The 16,748-nt window shown below is 45.4% G+C and carries 11 protein-coding genes; 10 read left to right on the top strand and 1 reads right to left on the bottom strand.

The window, feature by feature from the left end; genetic code table 11:
* Positions 1–98 precede the first annotated feature (98 nt).
* Positions 99–1,787, top strand: a complete 1,689-nt coding sequence (locus ASG89_RS34725) for an ATP-binding protein (RefSeq protein ID WP_057315906.1) — start codon at positions 99–101, stop codon at positions 1,785–1,787.
* Positions 1,788–2,061: 274 nt separating this feature from the next.
* Here the strand turns inward: ASG89_RS34725 and ASG89_RS34720 are convergent, their stop codons facing one another.
* Positions 2,062–2,916 (bottom strand): helix-turn-helix domain-containing protein, encoded by an 855-nt coding sequence (locus ASG89_RS34720; protein WP_057315905.1) that lies wholly within the window; start codon positions 2,914–2,916, stop codon positions 2,062–2,064.
* A gap of 177 nt (positions 2,917–3,093) precedes the next feature.
* Between ASG89_RS34720 and ASG89_RS34715 the strand changes: the two genes are divergently transcribed.
* From ASG89_RS34715 to ASG89_RS34675, 9 genes are all read left to right on the top strand, one after another.
* A complete protein-coding gene (locus ASG89_RS34715; RefSeq protein ID WP_057315904.1) occupies positions 3,094–4,041 on the top strand; it encodes an N-acetylneuraminate lyase in 948 nt (315 codons plus the stop codon).
* Positions 4,042–4,052: 11 nt separating this feature from the next.
* Positions 4,053–4,526 (top strand): YhcH/YjgK/YiaL family protein, encoded by a 474-nt coding sequence (locus ASG89_RS34710; RefSeq protein ID WP_057315903.1) that lies wholly within the window; start codon positions 4,053–4,055, stop codon positions 4,524–4,526.
* A gap of 191 nt (positions 4,527–4,717) precedes the next feature.
* Positions 4,718–7,033: a helix-turn-helix domain-containing protein gene (locus ASG89_RS34705; RefSeq protein ID WP_235550037.1), complete on the top strand. Its 2,316-nt coding sequence runs from the start codon at positions 4,718–4,720 to the stop codon at positions 7,031–7,033.
* A 198-nt stretch (positions 7,034–7,231) separates the two neighbouring features.
* A complete protein-coding gene (locus tag ASG89_RS34700) occupies positions 7,232–8,773 on the top strand; it encodes an extracellular solute-binding protein (protein WP_235550036.1) in 1,542 nt (513 codons plus the stop codon).
* 127 nt (positions 8,774–8,900) lie between these two features.
* On the top strand, positions 8,901–9,860 hold the full coding sequence (locus tag ASG89_RS34695; protein ID WP_057315952.1) for an ABC transporter permease: 960 nt from the start codon (positions 8,901–8,903) through the stop codon (positions 9,858–9,860).
* A 14-nt stretch (positions 9,861–9,874) separates the two neighbouring features.
* Positions 9,875–10,759 (top strand): carbohydrate ABC transporter permease, encoded by an 885-nt coding sequence (locus tag ASG89_RS34690; protein WP_057315901.1) that lies wholly within the window; start codon positions 9,875–9,877, stop codon positions 10,757–10,759.
* A gap of 23 nt (positions 10,760–10,782) precedes the next feature.
* A complete protein-coding gene (locus ASG89_RS34685) occupies positions 10,783–11,802 on the top strand; it encodes a sialidase family protein (RefSeq protein WP_057315900.1) in 1,020 nt (339 codons plus the stop codon).
* Positions 11,803–12,154: 352 nt separating this feature from the next.
* Positions 12,155–15,079, top strand: coding sequence for a sialidase family protein (locus tag ASG89_RS34680; RefSeq protein ID WP_057315899.1), 2,925 nt, complete (start codon positions 12,155–12,157; stop codon positions 15,077–15,079).
* 79 nt (positions 15,080–15,158) lie between these two features.
* The gene (locus ASG89_RS34675) at positions 15,159–16,739 is read left to right on the top strand and encodes a response regulator (protein ID WP_057315898.1); all 1,581 of its coding nucleotides are present in this window, start codon (positions 15,159–15,161) and stop codon (positions 16,737–16,739) included.
* The last annotated feature ends 9 nt before the right edge of the window (positions 16,740–16,748 follow it).

Here is a 16,748-nt window from a genome sequence, read left to right as displayed (position 1 = left end):
CTATAGAATAACTCTGGAATAACTTACTAGAAATTTTATTGATAGAGTGCTGGACAATTGCCTAGATAAATCAGTCAAACGGTAGTGGGGGGATTTGCATGCATGAATTACATACGATAACTAGATTAACAAATTCTCATTCTAAAGAAGGAACTGGAGCTCATATTCTCTACGTTTTTAATGAAATCGATCGATATATAGGTAATGCAGTCAGCTTTATCATAGAAGGATTAGTAAAGAATGAGGTTGTCTTATTCGTTGATACTGTAGAATTGATGGATAGAATTAAGGGTGAATTGAAATCAAATGGGTTTACGGACAATCATTTACAAAACCTAATTTTTGCGGATAGCGCGCAATCTTATTTTGTGGGAGATCAATTCGATGCCGATAGAGCCGGGATGTTAATTGAGTTGCTTCGACCGTATTTTGAAAAAAACTATCAAATACGTACTTGGGGACAAGTTCCTTGTATGGAGCATAATTTTCTTTTAGAAAGCCTTCGAACGTTTGAATACAATAGTGATAAATTTATAGCACTAACGGGCTTGATTTCAGTTTGTGTTTATAATGGCTTTACCACACCTGCCTATCTCCAGAACGAGTTAATGAAGACGCATAATTACTTTATGACGGATAGTGAATACTGTTTATCACCTCTATATAATAGAGAAAATTTTAAAAGTCCATCTAGTGAAGAGCTAGAGCGATTACGAAGATTAGAAAAGCAAAATAGTGAACTAAGAAATCGAAACGATCAATTAACTGTTGAGAATCAATTAATTGTACAAAATGAGCAAAAGGTTCGAACTATTATGGATCAAATGCCCATTCCTGTTATCATTAGGAGGAAATCCAGTATTCTTTTCATGAACCGTGAAGCACAGAAACAATTCTCGATTGCCGATCCGAATGTAGTAGAAGAGCTGCGCCATTTTTTTGAAAAGTATGATAGGGATGCGGGTGTTTCAGCTAACAGGAAGCTCCAACAACATCCGTGTATTATTAATAATGGAAAGAAAATATACTACCTCGTTCAATCCATTGAAATGATATTTGAAGGAGAGACAGCCGTTCTCTATTCCTTTGTTGATATTACTCATGAGAAAGAGAATGAAAATCTAATCATCCGCTCAGAGAAGTTGAATGTTGCAGGTGAGCTTGCGGCAGGTATTGCCCATGAATTACGAAATCCGCTTACTGCGATTAAGGGCTTTTTTACCATGTTAAAGAAAACAGATGAAAGAAAAGAAATGTACTATAGAATTATAGAAGAAGAGCTTTCTCGCATCGAGCAAATAGCAAGCGAACTATTAACCTTAGCCAAGCCTCACTCGGATAACCGTACAACGCATAACCTAATTCAAATCATAGATGAAGTGAAAATATTACTTACTCCGCAAGCCAACATGGAGAATATTGAAATCTTTGTACAATCGAATAGCGAGGAACTGTACATAAGCTGCGAAGATTCGAAGATTAAGCAGGTTTTTATTAATTTGATAAAAAATGCGATTGACGCAATGAAAAATGGTGGGCATATCATACTTGAAATCAAGGAAGTTAGTGATACTATTCAAGTTCTGGTTATTGATCAAGGAAGCGGTATTCCAGCCGAGATCATAAACAAGATTGGTGAACCCTTCTATACAACGAAAGAAAAAGGGACAGGTATCGGTCTGATGGTTTGTTTTCAAATCATTGAAAGTCATGATGGAACGATTCAATTGGATAGCAAGGTTGGCATAGGTACTACGTTCACCATTACATTGCCTGCATTAGGATAGAAGAACCTAGAGCAAGCATATAGCGACCAAGCTTCGGGGGTGTAATACCTTGAGGCGTTTTACTAAGTGGGAAGTGACATGTATAAACACGTGATTTGGGATTTTGATGGTACTCTTTTTGATTCCTATCCCGTGAGAAAAGTAGTGTTTCTGATTTTACGATAAATAATATTGAACAGTTATATGCGATTGTTTAACGGGATCTGTAGTTGCGGATCCCGTTTTTTTGTTGGCTTGCCGATCCCCAAACGTGCCCCATAAGTGGCTCCTTTGCCTACTTCTGCTTCCGATACTCACTCGGTGTAATCCCTTTAACACGCAGAAACGTTCGTGAAAACGTGGGATAGGAGGAGAATCCAGACTCATAGGCTACTTGTGAGATGGGGAGATCGGAGGAAATTAACAGGCTGCAGGCATGACGAATGCGCAGTTCGTGCAGGAAATCGACAAAATGGATACCGAAGGACTCCCCGAACAGTGTGCTGAGCTGGGTGGGGTGAAGGTGAAACTTTTCGGATAATGACGTTAAAGATAAGGGTTCTAAATAATGGTCGTACACGTATTGAACAACGGACCATATGCTTCTCGAAGAGATCGAAGGTTGCTTCTCGGACTTCGCGGTTTCCTCGCTGCCTCTGCTGCGAACGAACAAGGCCAATGCCTCCAGCAAGAGAGCTTTGAGCATAATCGGCTTCCAAGTTAATGACGAATTGTGCTCTTGGTATAGCCGTTCCCATAGTCGGAGGGTTTCCTCATAAGCTTCGCCTTGTAATTGTATATAAGGTGGTTGAGCGCTGCCGAGGCTGTGAAACAGATCATGCAACCCCCAAGCGGATTCGGGGCCAGCGGTAATGAGCTTCATGTCAAAATTGCAAATGTACATCAACAGTTTCTCGTGGGCGTCAGCTCGATACTCATGAATTTGATACGGCAGCAACAAAACAATTGTCCCTGGCCGCATGTCATGTTCTACGCCGTTAATCTTTTCATTGCCTTTGCCGGCTACTACCAGTGAAAACTCGATAAAATCGTGACGATGGGAAGGGACGGAGGTGTACCCTTTTTTCTTCATATGGAAAGGAAAGTCGGTATCGATATTAGGGTATTCGAAAAGGTATTGTGGATACATGATGTTGTGCTTCACCTCCAGACCGTTGTAGCTCTATTATAGCGGTTTCAATTTCGTAAAGAAATGAAAGGATTTATAAAAAAATGAAATATGAACGGCAATCCTTCGGGCTACAATACAGGCATGACCTACCTAAATTGTGCGTGCGCAAGTAGCGCGAAGGAGAGAACGATCAACATGAACAAACCAATGACAAACCGCAATGCGTTTCGCGGCATTTTTACAGCACTTCTGACCCCGATGTTGGAGAACGGCGACATTGATTTTACTTCTCTTGACCGTTTGGTTGAGCATCAAATCGGACAAGGGATTCACGGCTTCTACGTAGGCGGAAGTACGGGTGAAGGCTTTATTTTGACAAGTGAAGAGCGTAAGCAGGTGTTGGAAGCCGTTGTGAAGGCTGCGGCAGGACGCGTCACGATTATTGCGCATGTGGGCAACATCAGTACGAGAGAATCGATCAAGCTGGCTCAGCATGCAGAAAGCCAAGGCGTAGATGCCGTGTCAGCGGTCGTTCCGTTTTATTATAAAGTGTCGATGAAAGAAATCCGCGAGCATTATGAAGCTATTATGGCGGCGGTGTCGCTTCCGATGATTGTGTATCATTTCCCTGGTGCGACTGGCGTTAACTTGTCTATGGACTTCTATGAAGAGATGAGCCGCAACCCGCAATGCATCGGCGTTAAATTTACATCGCTAAACCTTTTCGAAATGCAGCAAATCCGCGCGAGATGCGGTCAAGACTTCCTCATCTATAACGGACATGATGAAGTGTATACCGGCGGCGCCTATGCAGGCGCGGATGGTGCCATCGGCAGTACGTTCAATATGATGCCTGCTTTATTTGCAGGGATGTTTGAGAAGATCTCGTCCGAGGAACGTCCGGTGATGGCGGCCTTGCAGTCGATGCAAGCGGAAGCGAATGACTTGATCGCGCATATGATTCAGTTCGATGTCATTGCCTACGAGAAATACATGCTGTATCTACAAGGTGTCTTCGCAACGCCGACCGTCCGCCAGCCATTAAAACAATTCACGCCAGAAGAGCGTGAACGGATCGAGTCCTACTACGCGCAGAGCGACGTATTGCGTCGTCACCGACTCGTTGCGAACGCGGAGCGCTAGGAGGGGCTGCTATGATTGTTGACACTATTAGCACATGGGAACAAAACAAGAGCCAATACAGCGGTATTGTGCGTCGAGCGCTCGCTGCTATCACTCAGTTAAGTGTCGCTGACATGCCATCTAAGATTGAACTTGATGGGAAGCGATTGTATGTCATGAAACAGTCTCCAACGACATGCACAAGCGAGGAACGGCTTGCTGAGGTGCATGCGCAGTATGCTGACATCCATCTTGTGGTAGAGGGAGAGGAGTGGCAGGGTTACGCCCAAGACTCAGACAACAACCACAGTGTGGAAGATCGCTTGGCAGAGAGTGATTATGCTCTCTATGAGCAGGTTGAGAATGAGTCGTACATGCGGCTTCGGCCGGGCGATTTCAGCATATTTTGGCCTGGTGAAGTTCATCGTCCTAACTGTCATCCTGAAGGTGTTGTTCACTTAGTGAAGCTGGTTGTGAAGATTCATCGCGATTTGTTTGAAGGCTAGCGCTGAGCATGGCCTGTGTGAAACTTAAGTGATGCTCTAGCCCACTGTTTAAGATATACTTTGCCTAAAACCATTGGTTTTAGGCTTTTTTTGAATGGATGATCGTCATTCGTGATCAGGGAAAGTTCTTTAGGAAAGGGGCAATAGACTGTATGTTCAAAGGGAACAAAAGGTTTACCTGGTTAAATAAAATGTTTCGCAGAACATTCTTTATCAAATTAATTATGACCACCGTACTCATTGCCGTGATACCTAATTTGCTTTCCGACGTTCTCGCATACAAGAAGGTTTCTCAAACATTCGAAGAAGAGACGGGAAAGAGCAAGCTGCAATACTTGAACCAGACGCGGAATGCCATCGAAATCGTACTGAAACGAATCAAGGAGAACTCGAATCAGCTTGTGCTCAATCAATCTTTTCAGGAGTTTGAGCAATTCCCGAATGGCCGTTATTACGAGGCGTTGCAGGGAGAGCTAAAAGTAGAGGATCTACAAGCCTTGAATGCCTATTTATCCTCCAAGAAAAACTCCTTTTTGACGATTAATCTGTTTCGGATGTCCAATGAATTCGTTGATAGCGTGTATTACTATGATCATAATAAAAACCTAGTCATTACTTCCGAGTACGACGGTTCGAACAGGCAATTTGCGATGGATGATTTTTACGACAAGGGCTGGTATCCGGCGTTGCTCGCTGCACAAGAGGATGCTGTATTTATGGACACGAGGATTGCTAAGCAATATCAGCCAAAGGAAAAGAATGTATTAACGATTATTTTTAAAACAAGAAAAGACGACAACGCAATCATTATTAATCTAGACGCTCAGTTAATTCACCAGCAAATGATTAGTAAGGTTAACGATCAGGATGATATTTTCGTCGTGTCGACCGAAGGGAAGGTCCTATTCCATAGCCAGCTGGCCAGTATGCATCAGCCTATCAGTCACTTGCTGCCAAATGATCGTGAGATCGTTGGGAAATCAGGTGCATTTGTAGCAAAAATAAGCAGCCAGCGCAAATTGATCACGCATTCAGCTTCTTCGTTATTGGGCTGGACGTTTATAAACACCTCAGATATGGAGGCGCTTTCAAAAGGAACGGCTTCTATAAAGCAAACCATTTTCTTGTCCGCAGTCATTTTAATAGTGATATCACTGACACTTGCTTATTTATCGTCGAGAAGCCTCTATAAGCCCATTTCCCGTTTAAAAGCGATGATTGGAGGCGAATCCGAGCGGAAAATGGAGCAAGAGGACGAAATTGGCACCATCGGACATTTCATGCAATCGGCGCTATTCGAAAGAGATTATTACAAAGAAAGGCTGAATGAGAGCCTCCCTGTACACCGGGAGCAATTCAAATCATCGCTCATTCGCAGGCATAATTGGACCCTGGAAGAAATCGAAAGCAAGAAAGCTTATTTAAGCGTGGATATCGCATCGGAGCATTTGGTAGTCTGGGCCCTCAGCTTAGATGACCGAGAGATTTCGAGCGTCACGTCCGAGCAGCTTTTTAAAATACGTATGCTTGATGTTGCAGCGAACAGTGCGGCTCTCCCCCAAAAATGGTATGCCATTGAAGCCGAGAAGAATATCATTGCGATTGTGATGAATAGCGATGGCATGGATCGGCAGCAAGTGTTCCTGCTGGGACAACAGCTTCTTGATGAGATTAATCAGCAGCTGCAGACTCAATGTACGATTGGAATAGGCGGTCTGTGCCCGACGATTTTGGATGTGCCGCAAGCGTATGAAGACGCGTTGGAAGCCTTGGAATATCGAATCCTGTACGGGGATGGCTTCGTCATTTCGATCGATGATATCCGTATAGATAACAAAAGCGGGTTTCACTACCCTAAGCAGCAGGAAGATCAGCTACTGGCCCATCTCAAAACAGCGCGCACGGAAGAAGCGCTCCGAATGTTCGATGCCTTTATCTCCGAAATTAACGCACATAAAAATAAACTTCACTATAATCAGATTCAGCCGCTGTTTGTACAGCTGTTGACGGCAATCATTCATGCCTACAATCAGTTGGGGGCAGATATGAGGAACGTCATAGGCAGCGAGACGGATCCGTACCGGGAGCTATTGGAACAAGATACCATGGATAAAATCGGGCGCTGGTTTCAAAGGCTTATACGGTTAACGACAGCTTATATTGAACAGGAAACGAATGCGAAAGGGAACCAGCATATTACCAAAATCATGGAAATGATCGAACGGGACTACGGTCAAGATATTTCCTTGAATACCGTAGCTGAGCAATTACATTTGAACCCAGCGTACATCAGTAGGCTTTTTAAGCAAATTACCGGTCAGCCGTTTGTCGACGTTTTGAAGAAAGTCAGGATTGAAAAAAGCAGAGAGCTGTTAGTTCACAGCGATATGAAAATAGGCGAGATCGGCAAGCAAGTTGGCTACAGCAACTCGTACTATTTTATTAAGGTGTTTAAAGAAATGAAAGGTCTGACACCAGGGGAGTACAAAAAAATGTACGGATCGTAAGCAGCATCCTAATACCCGCATGCACGCGGCTGTTGCAGGGATGATATGCATTAGTATTATTTTGACATGTAAAAATTGTAGTACAGATGTAGAAAGTTTATTATATAAAACGCTTTCATTGGCGTGCTATCGTTAGCACTGACCGAGGGATCATCTTGTGAAACCTGGGAATGGAACAGAAAAAAGGGAGGAACAGACATGATGAAGAGAAAGGTTGTCAGTGCTTCTACCGCGATAGTGGTGTTATCCGCGTTCACATTAGCGGCATGCTCCAATACGGACAGTAAGGGAGCAGCTACGGATGCTTCAAAAACTAGCGAGCCAAAAGTAATTCCCAAAATTCATATCTACCAAAACACGGGGGCATTGAATGCGAAGCCGGAAGGCAGTGTGCCTGAGAAGTTGGAAGAGATGAAGAAGATGTATATCGATAAGCTTGGCATCGAGCCCTCCACCATCGTCCCACCGCAAGGCGCAGATGCCGCTAAGGAAAAGCTGAACCTTCTCTTAGGCTCCAAAGATGAACTCGATACGTTCCAGGGGAACTGGGATGATTATGCTTCGAAAGGCGCGATCATTCCGCTCAACGATTTGCTCGATAAGTACGGACAGGACATTAAGAAGGCTTGGCCTAAGGAAGCATGGGATTACATGACGGATAAGGACGGGAAAATTTGGGGTATTCCACGGGGCATGCCGGCAACCCACTATCCGCTTTGGATCCGTACCGATTGGCTCAAGAAGCTGAATTTGCAAATGCCTAAAACGTTGGATGAGTTGGAAGCTGTTTTGAAAGCGTTTAAAGAGAAGGATCCTGATGGCAATGGCAAAGACGATACGATCCCGATGATGACGGATCTGGCCGGAATTAAAAACGCCTTGCTAGGTGGATTCACCGAACATGGGAATAGCAACTGGATTGACCCTGCAGACCAGAAGGTCAAACCGATGGAGCTTGCCCCTGGGTTTAAAGACTTTGCGGCAAAGATGGCCGACTGGTATCAGAAAGGCTATATCTATAAGGAATCTTTTGCCAAGTTCGATCCGCTAGAATTGCTAAAAACGAACCGGGTAGGCACATCATCGATGTGGTACTCTCGGATCACGCTGCTATTCCCGCAAGTGAAGCCTAACCTGCCAGCAGATGCGAACTATGAAATGATACAAGGCATCCAAGGACCGAAAGGTAAGCTCATGACGGCTACTCCGGGAAGCACAACGGCGCAATTAATTACGAAAAAAGCGAAAAATCCGGAAGCGGTCATGACATTTATTAACCATCAATATCAAGACATTCCGACGAATTCACTGAATGCAGCGTTCGGCACGAACTGGAACTATGTCGGGAACAGCAAGTTTGATATTGAATTGAAAAACAAAGAGATTACGTACGCGGGTGAATATTGGCTCTCGCTGGCAACGGCAATTGAAACGAAGTATGCCTTCCAAGATCCAATTAAGAAAATGCATGCTGAATACTTGAACAAAAATTTGTTAAAGCTTGAAGTCGCGAAAATGCCAGTTGATGCCACGATTATGTACGACAAGAAAGCACTGCAAGATAATGTGCCGACGCTTGGCGATATCGACCGCTTGCGAAATGAGGAGTTGGTGAAATTCGTAACGGGCGCAAGGCCAATTGCGGAGTTCGATAAATATATCGATCAACTGAATAAAGCGGGCCTCGACAAGTGGATCGCGGAATACACGAAGCAGTATAACGAAAAGAAGAAAAAATAAGGCATGCCATTGCCATGATGTAAGAGATGAATTGCATACAACAATCGCGTAACGGCGGCTTGCGCCCACAACAGATTTACGCTTGCCGCCGTGAACGGTTAAGAAAGGAGATACGCCTTTGTCATCCATGAATCCAGCGGTTGCGAAATCCCCGAGCAGTAAGCCTGTTGCAAGACGGCGACTTTGGTCGTCCATCAAGATACACCGTTTTTATTACTATCTCATCCTTCCGGGTATGCTGTATTTCCTAATCTTCGATTATATCCCGATGTTTGGCATCATTGTGGCGTTTAAGGAGATCTCTCCGTTCGAGGGAGTCAGTGCGATTTTCACCAGTGAGTGGGTCGGATTTAAGCATTTCATCCGCTTCATGAACTCGATTTATTTCTGGAATGTCATGCGAAATACGCTGTTCATCAGTCTGTATAAGCTGCTGTTTGGATTCCCGGCTTCTATTCTTTTGGCTCTTTTGCTAAACGAATTGCGATTTGCTGTGTTTAAGAAAGTCGTCCAAACGATTTCCTATTTGCCGCATTTCATTTCCACCGTCGTATTGGCGGGTTTGACGATGATGATTTTGTCTACCGATGGAGGCATGATCAATGCGATGGTCGTTAAATTTGGCGGAGAACCAATCCATTTCCTTGGCAGCCCTGATTATTTCCGGAGTATTCTCGTTATTTCCCATGTGTGGCAGTCGATTGGATGGGGGAGCATTTTGTATTTGGCCGCTATGACTAGCATTGATCCAGGTCTATATGAGGCGGCAAGAATGGATGGCGCCGGACGTGTGCGTCAAGCGTGGCACATTACACTACCAGGTATTACGCCTGTAATTGTGATATTGCTAGTCTTGTCGATCGGAGGCTTGCTGAATGCCGGGTTTGAAAAGGTGTTGCTGTTGTATTCCCCTGCGGTTTATGAAGTGGCCGACATTATCGATACCTATGTGTACAGAGAAGGTTTAACGAAACTGGATTATTCCTTTGCTACTGCGGTTGGTTTGTTTAAAAATGTGATAGCCATGGTCCTCATTCTGGGAGCGAACTATCTGGCTAAAAAAATGAACCAGACGGGAATCTGGTAGGGGGTGGACCGTGGATGAGCGCTGTGAAACCTACCATAGGTGAACGTTCGTTTGATGTATGTAATATTGTGATTTTGACTGTGATGTCACTTATTTTTATTATCCCATTCTTGTCGGTGCTGGCGACTTCTTTTATCAGTGCGGAAGAATCGATGAGAAGGGGCGCCTTCGTCCTCATTCCGGAAAAAATCGATTTCGGTGCTTACGACATGCTGCTGAACCGTGGCATGATCATATACAACGCTTATAAAGTAACGATATTCAGAGTGGTTGTCGGTACGTTTCTAAATCTGTTGTTCACTGCGACACTGGCATATGGACTAGCCCGCAGGACGCTACCTGGACGAAATGCGCTCGTGTTAATTATTTTTCTGACGATGATTTTTCACGGGGGACTTATCCCGACCTATATGCTGATCGATAATTTGGGGCTGAAAGATACCTTATGGGTGTTAATTATCCCAAGTTTAGTCAGTGCGTGGAACTTGTTCATCATGCGGAATTTCTTCCTGACGCTGCCTGAGGAATTGGAGGAATCGGGGGTCATGGACGGTGCTTCCCCTGCGGTCATTTTATGGAAAATTGTCGTGCCGCTGTCTATGCCGGCGATCGCAACGATTGGTTTGTTCTATGCCGTCTATCATTGGAACGATTGGTTTAATGCTTCGATTTATATCAACTCCCAAAGCAAGCTGCCGATTCAGGTGGTTATGCGCAATATTTTGCTGACGGGACTGCTTCAGGATGAGACACAGGTCGATCTGATCAGAGACCCTCCACCTGCAGCTACATTGAAGTCGGCCGTTGTCGTCATTAGCACGCTGCCAATCTTATTCGTATATCCATTTATTCAAAAGTATTTCGTCAAAGGCATGCTGGTCGGTTCGGTTAAGGGCTGATCGCTGCGGAAGGAGTGTTTAACATGGTTAATCATCAACATCTGTACAAAGCAGGAGAACATGGCTATCATACTTTCCGCATTCCATCCTTGCTTGTGACCCATGAGGGAACTGTGCTGGCTTTCAGTGAAGCTAGAAAGAATGGAGCGGGGGATGCCGGCAAAATCGATATCGTGCTTCGCAGAAGCACGGACAACGGGCATACATGGGAGCCAATGCAGTTCATCGCGGCTGATGGGAACAATACGATCGGCAACCCATGCCCAGTGCAGGATAGAGAGACGGGAACCATCTGGCTGCTGCTGAACCGCAATGCGGAAGACGGTCATGAGCATGATATTTTAGCAGGTAAAAAGTCCAGAGACGTATTGATAATGAAAAGCGACGATGACGGATTGACTTGGTCGGATATGAGGGATATTTCGCAAGACGTGAAGCGGCCGGAGTGGACCTGGTATGCGGCAGGGCCCTGTCACGCGGTTCAGCTGCAGAGCGGGCGCTTGCTCGTTCCTTGCAATCACGCGGTTTTGAACCCGGAGACAGGGACGTCGGGTCCTTATACTGCACACGTCATCTATAGCGACGATCACGGGGCGACGTGGCAAATAGGGGGAATCGTTGGTGAAAACACCAACGAATGCACGCTCGCCGAGATGCCGGATGGCGCGATTTATATGAATATGCGCAGCTATCACGGGTACAATCGGCGGGCCATCGCTTGGAGTCACGACGGCGGTATGACCTGGTCGGACATCACGCTGGATGAAGCGCTTGTGGAGCCGATTTGCCAAGGCAGTGTCCTGGCAGATGGACAAGGGAGCATTTTGTTTTCCAATCCGAGCAGCGTGAAGCGAAACAATATGACCGTGAAAGCAAGTAGGGATGGCGGCCATACGTGGACGGTGGAGAAGGTCATTCATGAAGGACCTTCCGCCTATTCCGACCTGGCGATTACGCGGGATGGCAATGTACTGTGTCTATATGAAAACGGAGAAGAGAAGTCGTACGAGCGGATTTCGCTGGCAAGCTTTTCTAGATCGTAACGATTGAAGATGGGATCAGGAACAAGAGGCGGCCTTGCCAGATTGCTGGATAAGGCTGCTTTGCTTTAATATTTGGTGCACCAGAGGCAAATAGATGGATTTTATCCAGTTAATGCAAATGTGTAGCCTACGTGTCCCTCCAAATCATACAAACGACACCAATAACGTCTAAAAACCCGTTTCCTAAAGAAATGATAGAATTTATAAAGAAATGAAATATAAGTAGGGGCAAGGCGAGCTACAATACTGACATCGCCGCTTTTTGAAACCGCTTACTTTTGACTTTATCTACTGAGGGAGGTGATAGACGAATACGGTCTAGGACAATTCACTATCAAAGGAGCGTGTAAAGATGTCCAAAAGCAAAATCAGTAACATGTTCATCCTGTTAGTAGTAGCAATGTTAATTGCAGCCGTAGTTCCCTTCCATTCGGGGAATGTGGCCAATGCGGCTGCTTCCTTTTATGATGAAACGATTCTATACGAGGCGACCGTGGATGGCTATGCCCAGTATCGTATACCGGGTGTCGTCGTGACGGGGAATGGGACGGTCATCACTTACGCCGAAGCAAGAAAGACGACTTCCGACTGGGCGGATATCGACATTTATATGCGAAGAAGTACTGATGGCGGGAGTACGTGGCAGTCCAGAGTGAAGCTGGTGGATGGTGTGACTACGGCGAATACGATCAACAATCCCGTCATGATCGCTGAGAAGAACAGCGGCACTGTACACTTCCTGTACTGCAAGGAGTACAATCAGGCCTTCTATCGGAAGAGTACAGATAACGGCGCTACATGGTCGAGTCCAGTAGAAATAACGTCGGTCTTCAACCAATATAAATCAGAGTTTAACTGGACTGCCTTTGCAACAGGTCCCGGACATGGGATTCAGCTTGATAATGGCAGGCTGCTTGTCCCCGTTTGGCTTACATTGAACACAAGCCATGCACCTGGTGTTGTTTCCACCATTTATAGCGATGACGGCGGAGCTACTTGGAACAGAGGGGACATCATCGCGGATACACCGGATATTCCAAGTCCGAATGAAACGACGTCCGTACAGCGGTACGATGGTTCCGTTATGCTCAATATGCGCAATAGTACGAAGGTATCCCCGCTGCGTTCAGTCGCAACAAGTTCCAATGGGAACAGCGGATGGTCTACGCCTGTATTAGACAGTGAGTTGAATGATCCGAACGATTTTGGAAGCATTGTACGTTTTACCGATCAACACGAGTACTATAACAACAGACTTCTGTTTAGCAATACGAATAACCCGAGTGATCGATCCAATTTGACGGTCAAAATGTCCATGGACGAAGGAGATAGCTGGACCTACTCCAAGGTGATAAGCCCGACAGGAGCGGCCTATTCCGACCTCGCCGTTAGTAATGATAAGCAGACGATCTATTGTTTTTATGAAAAATGGAACGGTACGCTCAAATATCACTATATGGTGTTAGCTAGATTCAATTTGGAGTGGCTAACCGATGGCGAGCAGACCCTTGATCCGTTATCAGGGACGGCTCCAACGTACCCTGCCATTCCGACGGTGAATGTCGATGAGCAATGGACCAGCTTGTCAGCTTGGAACACAGCTGGAACTGCGGCCATTAGCCCGGTGGGACAGCTGAACTTGTCTAGCAATAATAGCGCCACCTCATCAGTTAACCGATTCGATATTAGCATTCCTCAGTCGTACACGCTTGAGTTCAAGGCGAAAGTCGATGACTTCAGCAATGGAACGATGGGGGTCAGTCCATATCCAACCTCCTTAGGCACCAAGATCGGAGATGGGAAATATCGGCTAATGCTGGATTTCAGGACGGATGGCATTTATGCGATAACGAATTTGGGTGATTGGACGCAAATTAAGGCTGTAACACTTACGAACAGTTGGTATACATGGCGAGTTGTGGTGAACCATGGTGTTGCTGAGGTGTTCATGGACGGTGTGTCTCAAGGCAAATTCGCGATGCAGTCCGGCAACTATAGCGATGTGCTGCAGCATTGGGTTGTAGGCACAAGCAGCGATGCCGTCAATGCACATGTCGAATACTCCAAGCTGTATACGGATGTGCCTGTGACATGGGATGTCGCATCAGTCAACCTCGATGAGCAGTGGAACAGCTTGCCAAGCTGGACGACAGCTGGCAGCGCTAGCATCAGCCCTGCGGGACAGTTGAATGTATCCAGCAACACAAGCACTAATTCTTCTGTGAGCAGGACGGATCTAAGTATTCCGCAATCCTATACCCTGGAATTCAAGGCGAAAATCGATGATTTCAGCACGGGGACGATAGGGGTTAGCCCACATCCAGCATCCTTGGGTACGAAGGTAGGGGATGGGAAATACAGACTGATGTTGGATTTCAGATCAGACGGCATTTATGCCATAACCGATTACGGCGTCTGGACGAGAATGAAAGCGGTGACCGTGAATAGCGGCTGGCATGCATGGAAGGTAAGAGTGAATTATGGGTATGCTGAAGTGTATATGGACGGTGTCTTCCAGGGGGAATTCGCCATGCAGTCTGGGAGCTACAGTGATGTTGTAACACACTGGGTGCTGGGCACAAGCACAGACGCGGTGAATGCGCATGTCGAATCCACAAGGCTGTACACCGAACTGCCAAGTTCAGCGCCTGTCGCGTACTTGAAGCTCGATGAAACAAGTGGCACGACAGCGGCCGATGCATCTGGCAATGGCAATGCGGGCACGGTGGTTAATGGCGCGGCATGGTCGACAGGTAAGACAAATAATGGGCTGCTATTCGATGCCACCAATGATTATGTCGATGCGGGCAACAAAAATAGCTTACAGTTGGGCAAAGGTGACTTTACCGCGTCTGCATGGGTGAAACCGGATACGGTGTCTGGCACGCGGTTCATTTTCTGGTACGGAGATGTGGGTACAGATGTACCCTCATGGTGGGTTCGGATGGAAGCGGGTAAAATCGCCTTCCAAATCGATGGCACATCAGCGCCTACTGGCAATTATGTGTCAACGGATGCGGTTGCACTCTCAGCTGGAGCTTGGACGCACATTGCCGTTACGCGCGAAGATCTGATCATTCGCATTTATGTGAACGGCGTAGAAATGAAGGGCGTGTATACAAGTAACGTCCCCGATGTGACGAGTGCGTCTAACGCTCTTACCATAGGGAAAGATAAGAATGGAACGACACGTTACTGGGATGGCATGATCGATGAAGTGCGTGTATATGACAGGTCTTTAAGCTCCCAAGAAATCCGGGGTCTGTATAATCAGTAAGTCAACGTGCGGAACAATAGTGGGGGCGACATCCGTCGGCTCCACTTCCGTGTTACAATATATGCTGGAGGTGAATGGCTTGTACAAGCTGCTTATTGTTGAAGATGAAGCCATTTTCAGGACCGTGCTGCCATCTATTATTGATTGGCATTCATTAGGATTTGAAATAGCTGGTGTATGCGAGAATGGATACAAAGCACTGGAATTTTTAGATAAAACAGAAGTAGATGCAATTCTAACGGATATCCGTATGCCAGTACTGAATGGTCTTGAATTGGCTATGGAAGTCAAAAGCAGATTTTCGCGGACGAAGGTAACGTTATTCAGTGCTTTCAATGAGTTTGACTACGCTCGGAAAGGCTTGGAGTGCGGGATTTACGGCTATATTCTCAAGTCCGATGGGGAAGATGAAATTGTTACTCATTTTACAAAGCTTAGAGACGTACTGGATAAAGAAAATCAAATCCGAATCGACAGCGAGGATTTCTGGCGGCAGCGGGAGACTTTTTTTAAAGACATGATGGAAAGCTCTTCAATTCCTTTAACTGCGGGTATCAAATTCGACCAGAGGGAATATCCCCTTGCCTTAATTCGGATGGATGAATATAAGCATATGGCCTTTTATTCTGGGGCAGATCGCGTACGCAGTATGCAGGAATTCATCCGAGGATATCTATATGAACAGCTCGAAATTCCAAATAAGGGCATGGTTATTTCATTCAATGACATATTCATTCTGTTAGGGACTGTTTCGGAGATCAACTTTGTGCAAACGGTTACGGAGATCTACGGGAATTTAAAGGAAGAACTGGGTATGTATAAGAAAAATGAAGAAGAATGCCTGGATATTTCATGTGTGATTGGAAGCACGGCCGCTAATGTGCAAGAGCTATGTCATTCTTTTATAAGCCTAAGAGACTCCTTCTTGCATTCAGCTTATGCAGGCAATCGTCTGATCACGTATAAGGAACTAGATCCTAGCGGCAAGCGTATATTTACATTCGCAGAAGAAGAGAAGCTGATGAAAGAAATGATGCAGCTCGTTCATGGCAAAGCACATGCCCAATTGATTGAATACCTGGAAGCGCTGAAAAATGAATGGATCGCGTCCAAATTAACGGATTTGGATAGGATTTCAGGCTTTGCTGTTAAATTAGTTCTCGCTGTTTTCAATGCATTGGGGGAAATGGGGAAAAAATCCGATCTGTTTTTGGAGCGGACGAACGCAATCATGAAGGAAATTGGCTATTGTGAAACGCTAGTGATGATTTTTAAAAAGTTAGAAGTATTTACCATAGAAGCTTTCGAGTTAATTAATGAAGAGAATACGATGAAAAACAGAAGAATTGTGGATGAAGCACTAGCCTATATCAAGAAAAATTATGCCGAACAAATTAGTCTTGAGGAATTAGCACGGTATGTCAATGTGCATCCTGTGCACCTATCCAGACTTTTCAGTAAGGATTTAGGGAATACCTTTAAATATATCCTCACCGAAGCGCGGATGGAGGAAGCCAAACGATTATTAAAGGACATTAACTATAAAGTATATGAAATTTCAACGTTGGTTGGGTATGAGAAGCCCCGTTATTTTAGTGAGCTTTTTAGAAATGTGACAGGACTTACACCATTGGAATATCGAGAAAAGTACAAAGGGTAACCGATGTCG

It is taken from the genome of Paenibacillus sp. Soil766 (assembly GCF_001428105.1).
In the GTDB taxonomy this organism is placed as follows: Bacteria; Bacillota; Bacilli; order Paenibacillales; family NBRC-103111; genus Paenibacillus_E.
This window is presented reverse-complemented; position numbering and strand designations above follow the sequence as displayed.

Excerpts from the sequence above, each read along its gene's own strand:
- ASG89_RS34720 (WP_057315905.1), bottom strand. The coding sequence starts at position 2,916 with ATGTATCCACAATACCTTTTCGAATACCCTAATATCGATACCGACTTT.
- ASG89_RS34725 (WP_057315906.1), top strand. The coding sequence starts at position 99 with ATGCATGAATTACATACGATAACTAGATTAACAAATTCTCATTCTAAA.
- ASG89_RS34700 (WP_235550036.1), top strand. The coding sequence starts at position 7,232 with ATGATGAAGAGAAAGGTTGTCAGTGCTTCTACCGCGATAGTGGTGTTA.
- ASG89_RS34705 (WP_235550037.1), top strand. The coding sequence starts at position 4,718 with ATGTTTCGCAGAACATTCTTTATCAAATTAATTATGACCACCGTACTC.
- ASG89_RS34715 (WP_057315904.1), top strand. The coding sequence starts at position 3,094 with ATGAACAAACCAATGACAAACCGCAATGCGTTTCGCGGCATTTTTACA.
- ASG89_RS34710 (WP_057315903.1), top strand. The coding sequence starts at position 4,053 with ATGATTGTTGACACTATTAGCACATGGGAACAAAACAAGAGCCAATAC.
- ASG89_RS34690 (WP_057315901.1), top strand. The coding sequence starts at position 9,875 with ATGAGCGCTGTGAAACCTACCATAGGTGAACGTTCGTTTGATGTATGT.
- ASG89_RS34685 (WP_057315900.1), top strand. The coding sequence starts at position 10,783 with ATGGTTAATCATCAACATCTGTACAAAGCAGGAGAACATGGCTATCAT.
- ASG89_RS34680 (WP_057315899.1), top strand. The coding sequence starts at position 12,155 with ATGTCCAAAAGCAAAATCAGTAACATGTTCATCCTGTTAGTAGTAGCA.
- ASG89_RS34695 (WP_057315952.1), top strand. The coding sequence starts at position 8,901 with ATGAATCCAGCGGTTGCGAAATCCCCGAGCAGTAAGCCTGTTGCAAGA.